The organism is Streptomyces sp. NPDC002701, assembly GCF_042889045.1.
Lineage (GTDB): Bacteria > Actinomycetota > Actinomycetes > Streptomycetales > Streptomycetaceae > Streptomyces.
Map to the genome: position 1 here is coordinate 829,852 of NZ_JBIAQL010000002.1, position 15,339 is coordinate 845,190.

At 70.9% G+C, this 15,339-nt stretch carries 12 protein-coding genes; 8 read left to right on the forward strand and 4 right to left on the reverse strand.

Annotated features, from left to right (window positions below):
* Positions 1–5 precede the first annotated feature (5 nt).
* The 4 genes from ACFYXC_RS07895 to rhaI all read right to left on the reverse strand — a co-directional run bounded on the left by ACFYXC_RS07895 (position 6) and on the right by rhaI (position 5,831).
* Entirely contained in the window at positions 6–758 is a 753-nt protein-coding gene (locus ACFYXC_RS07895; protein WP_388905397.1) for a (Fe-S)-binding protein, read from the reverse strand.
* A 153-nt stretch (positions 759–911) separates the two neighbouring features.
* Positions 912–2,345 carry a rhamnulokinase family protein gene (locus tag ACFYXC_RS07900; protein WP_389548463.1) on the reverse strand — a complete coding sequence of 478 codons (1,434 nt, stop codon included), beginning with the start codon at positions 2,343–2,345 and terminating at the stop codon, positions 912–914.
* A gap of 44 nt (positions 2,346–2,389) precedes the next feature.
* Complete coding sequence (locus tag ACFYXC_RS07905) at positions 2,390–4,441, reverse strand: bifunctional aldolase/short-chain dehydrogenase (RefSeq protein WP_389548175.1); 2,052 nt, start codon at positions 4,439–4,441, stop codon at positions 2,390–2,392.
* Between the two features lie 229 nt (positions 4,442–4,670).
* Positions 4,671–5,831: an L-rhamnose isomerase gene (rhaI, locus tag ACFYXC_RS07910; RefSeq protein ID WP_388905399.1), complete on the reverse strand. Its 1,161-nt coding sequence runs from the start codon at positions 5,829–5,831 to the stop codon at positions 4,671–4,673.
* Between the two features lie 283 nt (positions 5,832–6,114).
* On the opposite strand from rhaI, the gene ACFYXC_RS07915 reads away from it, so the two are divergent.
* The 8 genes from ACFYXC_RS07915 to ACFYXC_RS07950 all read left to right on the forward strand — a co-directional run bounded on the left by ACFYXC_RS07915 (position 6,115) and on the right by ACFYXC_RS07950 (position 15,302).
* Positions 6,115–7,632, forward strand: coding sequence for a sugar ABC transporter ATP-binding protein (locus ACFYXC_RS07915; RefSeq protein ID WP_389548179.1), 1,518 nt, complete (start codon positions 6,115–6,117; stop codon positions 7,630–7,632).
* Positions 7,629–8,669 carry an ABC transporter permease gene (locus ACFYXC_RS07920; protein ID WP_389548182.1) on the forward strand — a complete coding sequence of 347 codons (1,041 nt, stop codon included), beginning with the start codon at positions 7,629–7,631 and terminating at the stop codon, positions 8,667–8,669. Before ACFYXC_RS07915 ends, ACFYXC_RS07920 begins: the two co-directional genes overlap by 4 nt.
* Positions 8,662–9,672: an ABC transporter permease gene (locus ACFYXC_RS07925; protein WP_389548185.1), complete on the forward strand. Its 1,011-nt coding sequence runs from the start codon at positions 8,662–8,664 to the stop codon at positions 9,670–9,672. Before ACFYXC_RS07920 ends, ACFYXC_RS07925 begins: the two co-directional genes overlap by 8 nt.
* Positions 9,673–9,769: 97 nt before the next feature.
* Entirely contained in the window at positions 9,770–10,855 is a 1,086-nt protein-coding gene (gene rhaS / locus ACFYXC_RS07930; protein ID WP_388905404.1) for a rhamnose ABC transporter substrate-binding protein, read from the forward strand.
* Between the two features lie 102 nt (positions 10,856–10,957).
* On the forward strand, positions 10,958–11,278 hold the full coding sequence (locus ACFYXC_RS07935; RefSeq protein WP_388905405.1) for an L-rhamnose mutarotase: 321 nt from the start codon (positions 10,958–10,960) through the stop codon (positions 11,276–11,278).
* A gap of 59 nt (positions 11,279–11,337) precedes the next feature.
* Complete coding sequence (locus ACFYXC_RS07940; RefSeq protein ID WP_389548188.1) at positions 11,338–12,759, forward strand: BNR repeat-containing protein; 1,422 nt, start codon at positions 11,338–11,340, stop codon at positions 12,757–12,759.
* A gap of 78 nt (positions 12,760–12,837) precedes the next feature.
* Positions 12,838–13,863 (forward strand): LacI family DNA-binding transcriptional regulator, encoded by a 1,026-nt coding sequence (locus ACFYXC_RS07945; RefSeq protein WP_389548191.1) that lies wholly within the window; start codon positions 12,838–12,840, stop codon positions 13,861–13,863.
* A 137-nt stretch (positions 13,864–14,000) separates the two neighbouring features.
* On the forward strand, positions 14,001–15,302 hold the full coding sequence (locus tag ACFYXC_RS07950) for an alpha/beta fold hydrolase (RefSeq protein WP_389548194.1): 1,302 nt from the start codon (positions 14,001–14,003) through the stop codon (positions 15,300–15,302).
* The last annotated feature ends 37 nt before the right edge of the window (positions 15,303–15,339 follow it).

The following is a 15,339-nucleotide window of genomic DNA, read 5'->3' on the forward strand; positions in this document are numbered from 1 at the left end:
GCCGCTCATGCCGGTCCCTCCTCCGTGCTCGCCAGGATCTCCGCGATGTGCACCGGACGCATGCCCGTCCGGAGCCGGGTCATGGTGCCGCCGATGTGCATGAGGCAGGAGTTGTCGGCGGCGCACAGCACGTCGGCGCCCGTCGACGCGGCGTTGCGGACCTTGTCGGCACCCATCGCCGCCGACACGTCCGCGTTCTTGAGGGCGAAGGTGCCGCCGAAGCCGCAGCACTCGTCGGCGCCCGGCAGCTCCTTCAGCTCCAGTCCCTTCACGGACCGGAGCAGCCGGCCCGGCCGGTCACCGAGGCCCAGGCCGCGCAGGCCGTGACAGGTGGGGTGGTAGGTGACGGTGTGCGGGTAGTACGCGCCCACGTCCGTCACGCCGAGCACGTCCACCAGGAACTCGGTGAGCTCGTACGTCTTCGGCACGACCGGGGCCAGGGCGGTGGCAAGACCCTCACCGCGGCCCTCGGCGCGGGCCCGGGCGCCCATCCGGGGGTACAGCTCGCGGACCATCGCACCGCACGAGCCGGAGGGGGTCACGACGGCCTCGTACCCGGCGAACACCTCGGAGAAGTGCCGGGCCAGGGGTTCCGCCTCGTGCCGGTACCCGGTGTTGTAGTGCGCCTGCCCGCAACAGGTCTGCGCCATCGGGAAGTCGACGTCGACGCCCAGCCTGGTCAGGAGTTTCACCACGGCTCGGCCGGTGTCCGGATAGAGCGTGTCGTTGACACAGGTCAGGAACAGAGCGACACGCATCGCGGCTCCTTGGGGTTGGTCGTCGGATGAATGCACCGTACGCGGCGCTGTGCTGTGCCGGAACGGGGTGCGTTGTCGGGTGCCGGGCCGTCGTGGCTGGGCGCCCCGCGGCGGAGCCGCAGATCCATACAGCCCCGCGCCCTTTCGGGACGCTCATCGGCTCAGGCGGTTCTCCGCCGCCTCCCATGCCGCTGTGGTGCCCTGGGGCTCGTAGCGGGTCAGGGGCTGGGTGCGGGCCAGCAGGGCTCGCATCTCCGCGCGGTCGCCGACCTGGCCGTGTGCCCGGGCCTGGACCAGGACGTTGCCCAGGGCCGCCGCTTCCGGCGGGCCCGCCACGACGGGGAGGCCGCAGGCGTCGGCGGTGAGGCGGCACAGCAGGGTGTTGCGGGCGCCGCCGCCGACGATGTGGACGACGTCGACCGGATGGTCGGCCAGCTCCTGCGCCCGGCGGACGGCCTGCCGGTGGGCGAGGGCGAGCGAGTCGAGGATGCACCGGGTGATCTCGGCGCGCGATCCGGGCACGGGCTGCCCCGACGCACGGCAGGCGCCGGCGATCCGGGACGGCATCCGGCCGGGAGCCAGGAACGCCGCGTCGCCCGCGTCCACGACGGACCGCAGCGCCGGGACCTCGGCCGCGGCGGACAGCAGGTCACCCAGGTCGGGGTCGCCCCACTCCCGCAGGCACTCCTGGAGCAGCCACAGCCCCATGATGTTGCGCAGGTAGCGGACCGTGCCGTCCAGACCCAGCTCGTTGGTGAAGTTCGCCGCGCGGCTCGCCTCGGTGAGGACGGGCGCCTCCAGTTCCAGGCCCGCCAGGGACCAGGTGCCGGTGCAGATGTACGCGAACCGCTCGTCCACCGAGGGGACGGCCGCCACCGCCGAGGCCGTGTCGTGGGAGCCGACCGTCGTCACCGGTACCGGCCCCGTCAGCCCGGTCTCCTCCAGCACACCCGGCCGCAGCAGACCGGCCGGGTCCCCGGGCCGCCGCAGCGGCGCGAACAGCTCCAGGTCGATACCGAGGCGGGCCGCCACGTCGTACGACCAGTCGCCGGTGCGCGGGTCGACCAGCTGCGTGGTGGAGGCGTTGGTCAGCTCCGTGCCCGCCTCGCCCGTCAGCCAGTACGTCAGCAGGTCCGGGACGAGCAACAGGCGCCTCGCTTGAGCCAGTTGAGCGGAGGAACCGGCCGCCACCAGCTGGTACAGCGTGTTGAAGGGGGCGTACTGCAGGCCGGTCGCGGCATACAGCTCGGTGGCGGGCACCGTGGCCCACACCTTCTCCGCGACGCCCTGCGTACGGGCGTCCCGGTAGTGCACCGGATTGCCGAGCAGCGCCCCGTCCGCGTCGAGCAGGCCGTAGTCCACGGCCCAGCTGTCGATGCCGACCGAGTCGACCTGCCCGGCCGCGCGCAGCCCGTCGAGGACCCCCGCGTACAGCGAGAGGATGTCCCAGCGCAGCCCTTCGGGGGTCCGCACCGGCCGGTTCGGGAAGCGGTGCGCCTGCGTCAGCTCCAGCGAGTCGGGGCCCACCCGGCCGACCATGACGCGCCCGCTGGACGCGCCGAGGTCGACCGCGGCGTACGACTTCACAGCCGCCTCCCGCGTCACGTCCGTCGTCGGCCGCGTCACGTCCGTCACCGCAGGAACGCGGCGGCGACACCCGCGTCGACCGGGACGTGCAGACCGGTGGTGTGGGTGAGGTCGCCGCCCGTGAGGGCGAACACTGCGTTCGCGACGTGCTCGGGCAGGACCTCGCGCTTGAGGATGGTGCGCTGGGCGTAGAACTCGCCGAGCTTCTCCTCCTCGATGCCGTAGGTGGCCGCGCGCTGGGCGCCCCAGCCGCCCGCGAAGATCCCGGAGCCGCGGACGACCCCGTCGGGGTTGACGCCGTTGACGCGGATGCCGTGTTCGCCCAGCTCGGCGGCGAGCAACCGCACCTGGTGCGCCTGGTCGGCCTTGGTCGCCGAGTAGGCGATGTTGTTCGGGCCCGCGAAGACCGCGTTCTTGGAGGCGATGTAGATGACGTCGCCGCCCAGCTTCTGCGCGATCATCACCCGGGCCGCCTCGCGCGAGACGAGGAAGGAACCGCGGGCCATGATGTCGTGCTGCAGGTCCCAGTCCCTGGCCGTGGTGTCCAGGAGCGGCTTGGAGATGGAGATGCCGGCGTTGTTGACGACCAGGTCGACACCGCCGAAGGCGAGGACCGCCGCCTTGAACGCCTCGGCGATCTGCTCCTCCGACGTCACGTCCACGGTGACGGCGACCGCCTTGTCGGGACCGCCGAGCGCGGTGGCGACCTCGGCGGCGTTCTCGCCGTTCAGGTCCGCGATCACGACGCACGCGCCCTCGGCGACGAGCCGCTCGGCGACCGCCTTGCCGATACCGCTGCCGGCGCCGGTCACGAACGCGACCCGGGTGGCGAGCGGCTTGGGCTTCGGCATCCGCTGGAGCTTGGCCTCCTCCAGGGCCCAGTACTCGATGCGGAACTTCTCGGACTCCTCGATCGGCGCGTACGCCGAGACGGCCTCCGCGCCGCGCATCACGTTGATGGCGTTGACGTAGAACTCGCCGGCGACGCGCGCGGTCTGCTTGTCCTTGCCGAAGGAGAACATGCCGACGCCGGGGACCAGCACGATCGCCGGGTCCGCGCCGCGCATGGCGGGGGAGTCGGAGCCGGCGTGCCGCCGGTAGTAGGCCGCGTACTCCTCGCGGTACTCGGCGTGCAGCTCCCGCAGTCGCGCGACCGCCTCGTCCAGCGGGGCCGTGGGCGGCAGATCGAGGACGAGCGGCCTGACCTTCGTCCGCAGGAAGTGGTCCGGGCACGAGGTGCCGAGGGCGGCGAGGCGCGGGTGCTCGGCGCTCGCGAGGAAGTCGAGGACGACCTCGGAGTCGGTGAAGTGGCCGACCTGCGGACGGTCCTGCGAGGCCAGCGAACGGATCACCGGCGCGAGGGCGGCGGCCCGCTCCCTCCGCTCGGCGCCACCGAGGGCCGCGTACCCGTCGAGTACGGGACCGAAGGGCTCGGCCCTGCCGCGCGCGACGAGGAACTCCTCGGCGGTACGGATGATGTGCAGCGAGTTGCGCTCGCACTCCTCGGCGGTGTCGCCCCAGGCGGTGATGCCGTGTCCGCCCAGGATGCAGCCGACGGCCCCCGGGTTGGCCTCCTTGACGGCGGCGATGTCCAGCCCGAGCTGGAAGCCGGGCCGGCGCCACGGCACCCACACGACACTGTCCCCGAAACACTCGGCGGTGAGCTTCTCCCCGTCGGCCGCGCAGGCGAGCGCGATCCCGGAGTCGGGGTGCAGGTGATCCACGTGCGCGGCGTCGACGAGCCCGTGCATGGCGGTGTCGATGGACGGCGCCGCCCCACCCTTGCCGTGCAGGCAGTAGTCGAACGCGGCGACCATCTCGTCCTCGCGCTCGACGCCCGGATACACGTCCTTCAGCGCCAGCAGCCGGTCGATCCGCAGCACGGCGAGCCCGCCCTCGGTCAGGGTCCCCAGATCACCACCGGACCCCTTGACCCACATCAACTCGACGTCCCCACCGGTCACGGGGTCGGTGCCGGTTCCCTTCGCGGACGTGTTCCCGCCCGCGTAGTTGGTGTTGCGCGGATCGGCCCCGAGCCGATTGGACCGCCCGAGCAGAGCAGCGGCTTCAGGATGAGGATGGGGACGGGTTGCCATGTTCCGGTTCCTTAAAGAAGAGAGAGGAAAGAGGAGAAAGGGGCGCAGCACTCTTTCAGGGGCGCGGGGCTGTATCGATCTGCGGCTCCGCCGCGGGGCGCGACCAGCGGCGGTCAAGCCCCGTCAGGGGCGCGGGGAACTGCGCGACCAGCCGACACGGACCCGCGGTCGGCCCCCGGGCCTCAGGCCCAACGGCGAGCGGGCCGCAATGCCGGGGCGGAGGGCGGGGCTACGCCCCCCAGCCGGCCTGCTGCCCACCCACCCGCTCCGCGGCGATCTTCCGAGCCCACCCGGAGGCGTGGTACGCCGCGATCGGATCGGGGTCGAGCCCCAGCTCACCCCGGACCTCGGCGACCAGCGGCCGCACGTCCGTGTTGTACGCGTCCATCACGACGGCGTTCGCGGCGAGCACGTCCCCGCTCCGCTGCGCGGCGGCCAGCGCCTCCCCGTCGACCAGGAGCGCCTTCGCCGTCGCCTCCTGCACGTTCATCACGGAACGGATGATCGCCGGGATCTTCGCCTCGATGTTGTGGCACTGGTCGAGCATGAACGCCACGTCCGGGGTGAACCCGCCGCCCCGGATGACCTCGTACATGATCCGGAACAGCTGGAAGGGGTCGGCGGCACCGACCATCAGGTCGTCGTCCGCGTAGAACCGCGAGTTGAAGTCGAACGCCCCGAGCTTCCCCTCCCGCAGCAGCGTGGCGACGATGAACTCGATGTTGGTGCCCGGCGCGTGGTGTCCGGTGTCGACGACGACCTGCGCCTTGGGCCCGAGCTTCAGGCAGTGGGCGTACGCCGTGCCCCAGTCCGGTACGTCGGTCGCGTAGAAGGCCGGCTCGAAGAACTTGTACTCCAGCAGCATCCGCTGGTCGTCACCGAGCCGCTCGTAGACGAGCGCGAGGCCCTCGGCGAGCCGGTCCTGCCGCTCCCGGAGGTCGTCCTGGCCCGGATAGTTCGTGCCGTCCGCGAACCACAGCTTCAGGTCCTTCGACCCCGTGGCGTCCATGATGTCGACGCATTCGAGGAGGTGGCCGACCGCCTTGCGGCGCACGGCGGCGTCCGGGTGGCAGATGCTGCCCAGCTTGTAGTCGTCGTCCTGGAAGGTGTTGGAGTTGATCGCGCCGAGTTTCAGGCCGCGCTCCTCGGCGTGCTTCGCCAGCGCCGCATAGTCGTCGACCCTGTCCCACGGAATGTGCAGCGCCACGGTGGGCGCGGCCCCCGTGAACTCGTGCACCTTCGCCGCGTCGTCCAGCTTCTCGAAGGGATCGCGGGGGACCCCGGGCTGCGCGAACACCTTGAAGCGGGTTCCCGAGTTCCCGTACGCCCACGACGGCGTCTCTACTGCCTGGGTCTTGAGGGCGGCCTTCACCGCGGCGAGCTCGGTCACTTCGGGGCTCCTGTGACTTCCGTTGTGGCATCGGTTCTGAACGACTTCTGAACACCAGGGCTCTGAAACGATTCAGACAGCAGAAGCTATGAGCCCCCCGAAGGGCTGTCAACCCCTCCGGCGCGCACCCATTGCCGTGACTCGGTTGTGACCTTTGGCTATCGAAAATTTCGGCCGGTACCCATTGACGTGACCTGGGCTACATGTCTAACGTCCCGGCAACCTAGTTGAAACCTTTCACGACGTCGTGAGGCCGCATCGCCCGCGTCGTTGAGGAGCCCTCATGACTGACCGGTCCGACGCGGGTCCGGCCCCCGTACTGGCGCTCAAGGACATCTCCAAGTCCTTCGGCGCCGTACGCGCCCTGCGGGACGTGTCCCTGGAACTGTTCCCCGGCGAAGTGCACGCACTCGCCGGTGAGAACGGTGCGGGCAAGTCGACCCTCATCAAGACGCTCGCCGGCGTGCACCGACCGGACGCCGGTCAGGTGCTCCTGGACGGCGAGCCCACCGTCTTCCACGGTCCCGCCGACGCCCGGGACGCTGGCATCGCGGTGATCTACCAGGAGCCCACGCTCTTCCCCGACCTGTCGATCGCCGAGAACATCTTCATGGGCCGCCGGCCCCGGCGCGCGCTCGGCCGCATCGACCACAGGGCCACGCACGCCCTGACCCTCGCCCTCATGGCGCGGCTCGGCGTCGAACTCGACCCCGACCGCCCGGCGCGCGGCCTGTCCATCGCCGACCAGCAGATCGTCGAGATCGCGAAGGCCCTCTCCTTCGACGCCCGCGTCCTGATCATGGACGAGCCGACCGCCGCGCTCACCGGCAGCGAGGTGGCCCGGCTCTTCAAGGTCGTCCGCACACTGCGCGAGCAGGGCTCGGCGGTGCTGTTCATCTCGCACCGCCTGGAGGAGATCTTCCAGATCTGCCGGCGGGTCACGACCCTGCGCGACGGCGCCCTCATCTCCAGCGAACCGCTGGACGGCATGACCGAGGAGGACCTCGTCCGCCGTATGGTCGGCCGCGACCTCGACGAGCTCTACCCCAAGCAGGACGTCCGACCCGGCGAGGCAGCCCTGAGCGTGCGGCGGCTGACCCGCGAGGGCGTCTTCACCGATGTCTCCTTCGACGTCCGGTGCGGAGAGATCGTCGGCCTCGCCGGACTCGTCGGCGCCGGACGCACGGAGGTCGCCCGGGCCGTCTTCGGCGTCGACCGCTGGGACGCCGGAGAGGTCGAGGTCGGCGGCAGGAAGCTCACGAACGGAGCGCCCTCCACCGCCATGGCCGCCGGGCTCGCCCTCGTCCCCGAGGACCGCCGCGCCCAGGGCCTGGTGATGGACATGTCCATCGAGCGCAACATCGGGCTGACCGGACTGCGGTCGACCGTCAGGGCGGGCCTGATGGACCGCGGCGCCGAACGCAGCCGCTCCCTCGACTGGGCCGTGAAGCTCCAGGTCAAGTACGCCCGCATCGCCGACACCGTCAACACGCTGTCCGGCGGCAACCAGCAGAAGGTCGTCCTCGCCAAGTGGCTGGCCACCGGCCCGAAGGTGCTGATCGTCGACGAGCCGACCCGGGGCATCGACGTCGGCACGAAGGCCGAGGTCCACCGGCTGCTCAGCCAGCTGGCGGCCGACGGGGTCGCCATCCTGATGATCTCCTCCGACCTGCCCGAGATCCTCGGTATGGCCGACCGGGTCCTCGTCATGCACGAGGGCCGGCTCACCGCCGAGATCGCCCGCACCGACGCCACCGAGGAATCCGTGATGGCCGCAGCCACGGGGAGGGCAGCCGCGTGACGGTGACCGCTCCCAAAACCGCTCCTGCCGCCGAGGTGCCCAAGTCCAGTGGCACCCGGCTGGTGGACCGCGTCTTCAAGATGCGGGAACTCGCCATCCTGCTCGTCTTCCTGGTGATGATCGTCATCACCCAGATCGGCAACAGCGACTTCCTGTCGGAACAGGGCATCAAGGACCTCCTGCTGAACGCGACCATCCTCGTGCTGGTCGCCACCGGCCAGTCGCTGGTCGTCATCACCCGCAACGTCGACCTGTCGGTCGGCTCGACGCTCGGCATCAGCGCCTTCGCCGCCGGCACCTATCTGGAGGGCGGCGGCAGCTCCGTCCTCGCGATCGTCCTGGCGGTCCTGCTCGGCGTCGGCTGCGGCCTGGTCAACGGACTGCTCGTCAGCCTCGGCCAGGTGCCCGCGCTCGTCGTCACCCTCGGCACCCTCTACATCATCCGCGGCATCGACTCCATCTGGGTCGGCTCCCGGCAGATCACCGCGGCGGGCCTGCCGGACGGGTTCATCGACTTCGGCTCCGGCGGCATCTCCGCGGTGCCGTACCTGGCGCTCATCGCGCTGGCGGTGCTCGTCGCCACCGCGTACTACCTCAAGCACTTCGGCAGCGGCCGCGAGCTGTACGCGCTCGGCTCCAACCCGGAGGCCGCCCGCCTCGCCGGCATCCCCGTACGCAGGCGGATCCTCGCCGCCTACACCTTCTGCGGCGCCCTCGCGGGCCTCGCGGGCGCCCTGTACCTCGCCCGGTTCGGCAACGTCGACTCCGGCACCGGCAACGGCTACGAACTCACCGTCGTCAGCGCGGTCGTGGTCGGCGGCGTCGTCTTCACCGGCGGCTCCGGCAGCGTCTACGGCGCGGCGCTCGGCGCGCTGCTCCTCACCTCCATCAACAGCGTGCTGCCCGCCCTCGGTGTCAGCTCCGTCTGGGTGCTCGCCATCAACGGCATCCTGCTCATCCTCGCCATCGCGGTCGACCGGATCGTCGCCCTGCGGGTGGCGACCGCCCTGAAGAAGAGGAACGCCCGCCATGGCTGACTCCGCCCTCACGCGCGCCGTCCGCCGGTCCGCCCTGAAAAGGTGGGACTCGGCCGTCGGCGCCCTCCTGGTCGTCGTCCTGCTGCTGTCCTTCACCACCGTGGACGGCTTCGGCAACGCCCTCAACCTGTCGTTCCTGATCGGCAACACGCTGCCCATCGCGCTGATCGCGCTGCCGATGACCCTGCTCGTGGTGTCCGGTGAGATCGACCTCTCGGTGGCCTCCACGGCGGGACTGTCCGGCGCGGTGATGGGCGCCCTGTGGAACCAGGGCATGACCATCGAGACGATCATCCCGATCTGCCTGCTCCTCGGCGTGGTGTGCGGGCTGGTCAACGGTCTGCTGGTGACCCGCCTCGGCCTGCCGTCGCTGGCCGTCACCATCGGTACGCTCGCCGCCTACCGGGGCATCGCGCAGATCGTGCTCGGCTCCGACGCGGTGACCGACTTCCCCTCCCAGTACCTGGACTTCGCGGCCGGGCGCATCGGCGACACCTTCATCCCGTACGCGTTCCTCCCCTTCCTGGTGCTGCTCGCGATCGCCGGGGTCGCGCTGCACGCCACCCCGTTCGGGCGCTCCCTGTTCGCGGTCGGCGCCAGCGAGGAGGCCGCTCGGTTCGCCGGCATCCGCGTCAAGCGGCAGAAGCTGATCCTGTTCACCGTCACCGGCCTCATGGCCTCGCTGACCGGCGTGTTCTGGGCGCTGCACTACGCCAGCGCCCGGTACGACAACGCCACGGGGCTCGAACTGTCCGTCGTGGCGGCCGTCCTGCTCGGCGGCATCGACTTCGACGGCGGCAAGGGGACGCTCGGCGGGGCGATCGCCGGTGTCTTCCTGCTGGGGGCTCTGCAGAACGTGATGAGCCTGCAGGACGTCTCCGCGCAGTCGCAGATCGTCGTCACGGGTGTGCTGCTGGTGCTCTCCGTCCTCGGGCCCCGGGTCGCACGGCAGGTGTCCGTCGCGCGGGCCGGGCGCCGGGCGGCGCGGAGTTCCACCGGTTAGGCAGTTCGTCGGCTGCGGGTCCGTTGTGGCTGGTCGCGCAGTTCCCCGCGCCCCTTCGGGGCGCGCCCATCGTACTCACCCTTGTAAAGGACCCACCATGCGTAAGTCTTCCGTCCGCCGGGCCTGTGCCGTTCTCGCCGCCTCCACCTCTCTGGCCCTGGCCCTCACCGCCTGCGGTGGGGGGACCTCCAAGGACGACGTCAAAGAGGAGGGCGGCTCCAATGCCGCGGCCGGCAAGGCCGACCCGAACGCGGCCACCAAGAAGGGGCTGACCGTCGGCTTCCTGCCGAAGCAGGTCAACAACCCGTACTTCACCTCCTCGGACAAGGGCGGCGAGAAGGCCCTGATCGAGCTGGGCTCGAAGTACAAGGAGGTCGGCACCAACAGCGGCACCGACACCTCCGGCCAGGTCTCCTACGTCAACACGCTCACCCAGCAGCAGGTCGACGCCATCGCCGTCTCCGCGCAGGATCCGGGCGCCCTGTGCACCGCGCTCAAGCAGGCCATGAAGAACGACATCAAGGTCGTCACCTACGACTCGGACACCAAGGCCGACTGCCGCAACGCCTTCGTGTCGCAGGCCAGCGCCGAGGACCTGGGCCGCACCGAGGTGCAGCTGCTCGCCGAGCAGATCGGCTACAAGGGCGAGATCGCGATCCTGTCCGCCGCGCAGACCGCGACGAACCAGAACACCTGGATCGACTTCATGAAGGACGAGCTCAAGGACCCGAAGTACAAGGACATCAAGCTGGTCAAGACCGCCTACGGCAACGACGACGCCCAGCAGTCCTTCCAGCAGACCCAGGGCCTGCTCCAGGAGTACCCGAACCTGAAGGGGATCATCTCCCCGACCACCGTGGGCATCAAGGCCGCCGCCCAGTACCTGTCGGGCTCCAAGTACAAGGGCAAGGTCAAGCTGACGGGTCTCGGCACCCCGAACGACATGCGCAAGTACGTGAAGAACGGCACCGTCGAGGCGTTCGAGCTCTGGGACCCGGCGAAGCTCGGCGAGCTGGCCGCCCGCACCTCCGTCGCGCTGGTCTCCGGCCAGATCACCGGCAAGGAGGGCGAGACCTTCAAGGCCGGCGACATGGGTGAGTACACCATCGGCAAGGACGGGGTGATCAACCTCGGCAAGCCGACCGTGTTCAACGCGAAGAACATCGACCAGTTCGACTTCTGACCGCGCGAACGGCCCGCGTGAACGGCCCGCGCGCCGCGGGCCGTCCGGCCGACGGCACCCCACCTACACCCCATCCCCCCACCGAAACCGGAGCGGTACTTCATGCAGCGCGTCTGTTTCCTGCTCAAGGTGCGTGCGGACCGGCTCGACGAGTACCGCGAGCGGCACGCCGCCGTGTGGCCCGAGATGCGGGAGGCGCTCTCGGCCACCGGCTGGCACAACTACTCGCTCTTCCTGCGCGAGGACGGTCTGCTGGTCGGGTACCTGGAGACCGAGGACTTCGCCGCCGCGCAGGCCGGCATGGAGGCCACCGGGGTCAACGCCCGCTGGCAGGCCGAGATGGCGCCGTTCTTCGAGTCGCTGGACGGCGCCCGTCCCGACGAGGCCATGAAACCGCTCGCCGAGGTCTTCCACCTCGACTGACCCGCCGTGCTCTTCCCCCGTTCGTTCTCCTCGTCCCCACACGCCAAGGAGCTCCGCACATGAAGAGACGCACCCTGCTCGCGACCGCCCTGCTCTCCGCCGCCGCGGGGCCCGCCCTCGCCGGCACCGCCGGGGCGGCCGCCCCCGGCCCCTCGGTCACCCGAAGGGCCACCACCACACTCGACAGCCAGGCCATCTATTTCGTGTCCTACGACGGGCTGGTCAACAACAACTCGTTCCAGAAGAACGGCCTGCTCACGTACAAGGGCCACCAGTACGCCGTCTGGTACACCGCCGACCGCAACGCCGTCGTCGGCCGCCGGGCACTCGGCGCGAGCACCTGGTCGAGCGTCAAGGTCGGGCACACCCTGCGCTACGACGACTCCCACAACGTCATCTCCATGGGTCTGTCCAGGACCGACGGCCGCCTCCACCTGAACATGGACTCCCACAGCGACGGCTTCACCTACGTGAAGTCGGTGGCCGGTCTCCTGGACGACCCGGCCGGTCTGTCCTGGACCGCGAGCCGGTTCGGGGCGCCGCAGCCCACGCTCGACGGGCTCACGCCCACCTCCCAGTTCACGTACCCGCAGTTCGTCGCCACGCCCGGCGGGAGACTCCAGCTCAGCTACCGCACCGGGGTCTCGGGCAACGGCCGCCACGCGCTCGCCGAGTACAACGGCACCTCGTGGACCGACCTCGGCGAGTGGAGCAGCTCGACCGGCACGTACACCAGCGCGCACGGCTCCAGCGCCGTCCGCAACATGTACCTGCACGGCATCGACTACGACCGCAACGGCCGGCTGCACTCGTTCTTCACCTGGCGCGAGCAGAACGGCGCGGTGATGTGCAGCGGCGGCGGCATCACCAACCACGACACCGGCTACGTCTACTCCGACGACCGCGGCCGCACCTGGCGCAACGACGCCGGCACGGTCGTCGGCACCACCGGCGGCGCCGACAAGGTCGCCGTCACCGACAGCGGCCTCGTCGTGGACCCCCTCGGCCCGGACCACTCCCTGATGAACCAGGAGAGCCAGGCCACCGACTCGGCGGGCCGGCCGCACGCGATCATCAGCTACGTCCCCGGCCGCTTCGGGCAGTGCACCACGAACTACGTCAGGGACCGGACGGCCAACGGGCGTGCCTTCCACCTCCGCAGGACCGCCACCGGCACCTGGCGCAAGACCGAGATACCGGTCGCCCTGAACTCCAGCCAGCGCACCCGGCTGATCCTCGACAAGTACGACAACGCGTACGCGGTCCTGCCCTTCGCCCGCATCGCCGGCGCGTCCGCCGCCTCCGGGCACACCGACTGGACGACCCTGTTCGACGGCGGCGGACTGAACGCCTTCGGCGAGGTCGTCGTCGACGAGACGAGGATCGCCCAGGACGGCGTGCTGTCCATCCTGTACCAGGTCAAGTCCACTGGTACGACGCCTTCGGCGCTCCGCGTCATCGACTTCGGACTGCCCGCCTGACGGAGTCCGATCCGGGTGGGCACGCGGGTAATGTGACTGCGTGCCCGCCACTCCCCGTTCCCTGGAGGTAACCGCCTGATGGCCCAGTCGGTGGGTATCAAGGACGTCGCCCGAGTCGCCGGAGTCTCCGTCGGCACGGTCTCGAACGTCATCAACCGCCCTGACACGGTGGCGTCCGAGACCCGCGCGCGCGTGCTCTCCGCGATCGACCGGCTCGGCTATGTCCGCAGTGAGTCGGCCCGGCAGCTGCGGGCCGGGCGCAGCCGGATCATGGGCCTGCTCGTCCTCGACATGGGCAACCCCTTCTTCGTGGACGTGGCGCGCGGCGCCGAGCGGGCGGCCCGCGAGGCCGGGCTCGGCGTGATGGTCTGCAACAGCGCACAGAGCGCCGGCGAGGAGGCCGACTACCTGTCGCTCTTCGCCGAGCAGCGCGTCCGGGGCGTCCTGTTGACCCCCGCCGACGCGACCGGCCGCAACATCGCGGCGTTCCGCCGCCACGGCATCCCCTTCGTCCTGGTCGACCGGGTCGCGGAGGGCACCACGGAGTGCTCGGTGTCCGTCGACGACGTCGCGGGCGGCGCCCTGGCCGTGCGGCACCTCGTCGACGCGGGACACCGCTCCATCGCGTACGTGAGCGGGCCGCCCGGCCTCACCCAGGTCGCGGACCGGCGCACGGGCGCCCTGAACGCCCTGGACGAGGCGGGCCTGGGCCCGGAGTGCCTGCGGGAACTGCCCACCGAGCGCCTCGACGTGGCCGCGGGCCGCGACGCGGGAGCCCGGCTCCTCGGTCTCGCCGTCCGGCCGACCGCCGTGTTCTGCGCCAACGACCTGCTCGCCCTCGGCGTCCTCCAGGCGATGTTCGCGGCCGGTGTGAGCGTCCCCGACGACCTCGCGATCGTCGGCTACGACGACATCGAGTTCGCGGCCGCGGCGGCCGTTCCACTCACCTCGGTGCGACAGCCCGCCGTGACCATGGGCGCGCTCGCCGCGGAACTCCTCCTGGAGGAGACGGAGGCCGAGACGGCTCCCGTCCCGCACGAGCACCGGCGCGTGGTGCTCCAGCCGGAACTGGTGGTCCGGCGCTCAAGTCTCCCGCCGCGCTGAGCGGTTGTTCAGTACGTTCGCGCTCACCGGTCTGATCGGCCGGTCAGTACGATTTCTTGATCCCCGCCCTCGGCTCACCGGAGAACTTGTGCTGAACTGGGTCGCGGTCAGGAATCCGTCCGTCTCGGGAGCCCCTTTTGAGTGCCACTTACCGTCAGCCCGGTGTCGTCCTCAGTGACCGCCGGTTCACCGTACCCCTCGATCACGACGCCCCCACCGGGGAGACGATCGAGCTGTACGCCCGTGAAGTGGTGGCGAGCGACCGGGCGGACCGGGACCTGCCCTGGCTGGTGTACCTCCAGGGCGGCCCGGGTTTCGGCGCCAACCGGTTCGTCGGCAGACAGGCATGGCTCGGCCGCGCCCTGGAGGAGTACCGCGTCCTGCTGCTGGACCAGCGCGGCACCGGCAGCTCCACGCCCGCCAACCGGCAGACGCTCCCGCTGCGCGGCGGCCCCCGCGAACAGGCCGACTACCTGGCGCTGTTCCGCGCCGACTCCATCGTCCGCGACTGCGAGGCGATCCGCCCCGCCGTCACGGGCGGCGCCCCCTGGGCCGTCCTCGGCCAGAGCTTCGGCGGCTTCTGCGCGACCCACTACCTGTCCACCGCGCCCGAGGGCCTCAGCACGGCCCTGATCACCGGCGGACTGCCCACCCTCGACGGCCACGCCGACGACGTCTACCGGGCCGCGTACCCGCGTATCGAGCGCAAGGTCGCCGCGCACTACGCGCGTTACCCGCAGGACGTCGAGCGGGCGCGGCGCGTCGCCGAGTACCTCCTGCGGCACGAGCCGGTCCTGAACGGCGGCTACCGGCTCACCGTCGAGGCGTTCCAGTCCCTCGGCATCCTGCTCGGCGGCAGCGAGGGCAGCCACCGGCTGCACTACCTCCTGGAGAACGCCTTCGTCCGCACCGCCGGGGGCCCGGCCCTCTCCGACGCCTTCCAGGAGGACGTCCAGTCCGCCCTGTCCTTCGCCGGGCACCCCCTGTACGCGCTGGTCCACGAAGCCTGCTACGCGCAGGGCGACCGCCCCACCGCGTGGTCCGCCGAGCGGGTCCGCGCCGAATTCCCCCAGTTCGACGCGGCCAAGTCCCTGGCGGGCGACGGCCCGGTCCTGTTCACCGGTGAGTCCGTCCACCCCTGGACCTTCGACTGCGACCCCGCCCTGCGCCCCCTGCGCGAGACGGCCGACCTCCTCGCCGAGCGCACCGACTGGCCCGTCCTGTACGACGCCGACCGCCTCGCCGCCAACGAGGTCCCGGTCGCCGCGGCCGTCTACCACGACGACATGTACGTCGACACCGACCACGCCCTCCGGACCGCCCGCACGATCCGCGGCCTGCGCACGTACGTCACGGACGAGTACGAGCACGACGGAGTGCGGGCGAGCGGCCCCAGAGTCCTGGACCGTCTGCTGTCCCTGGCGCGGGACGAGGTGTGAGTCCCCAGGGGCGCGGGGAATCGCGCGCCCGGTCACG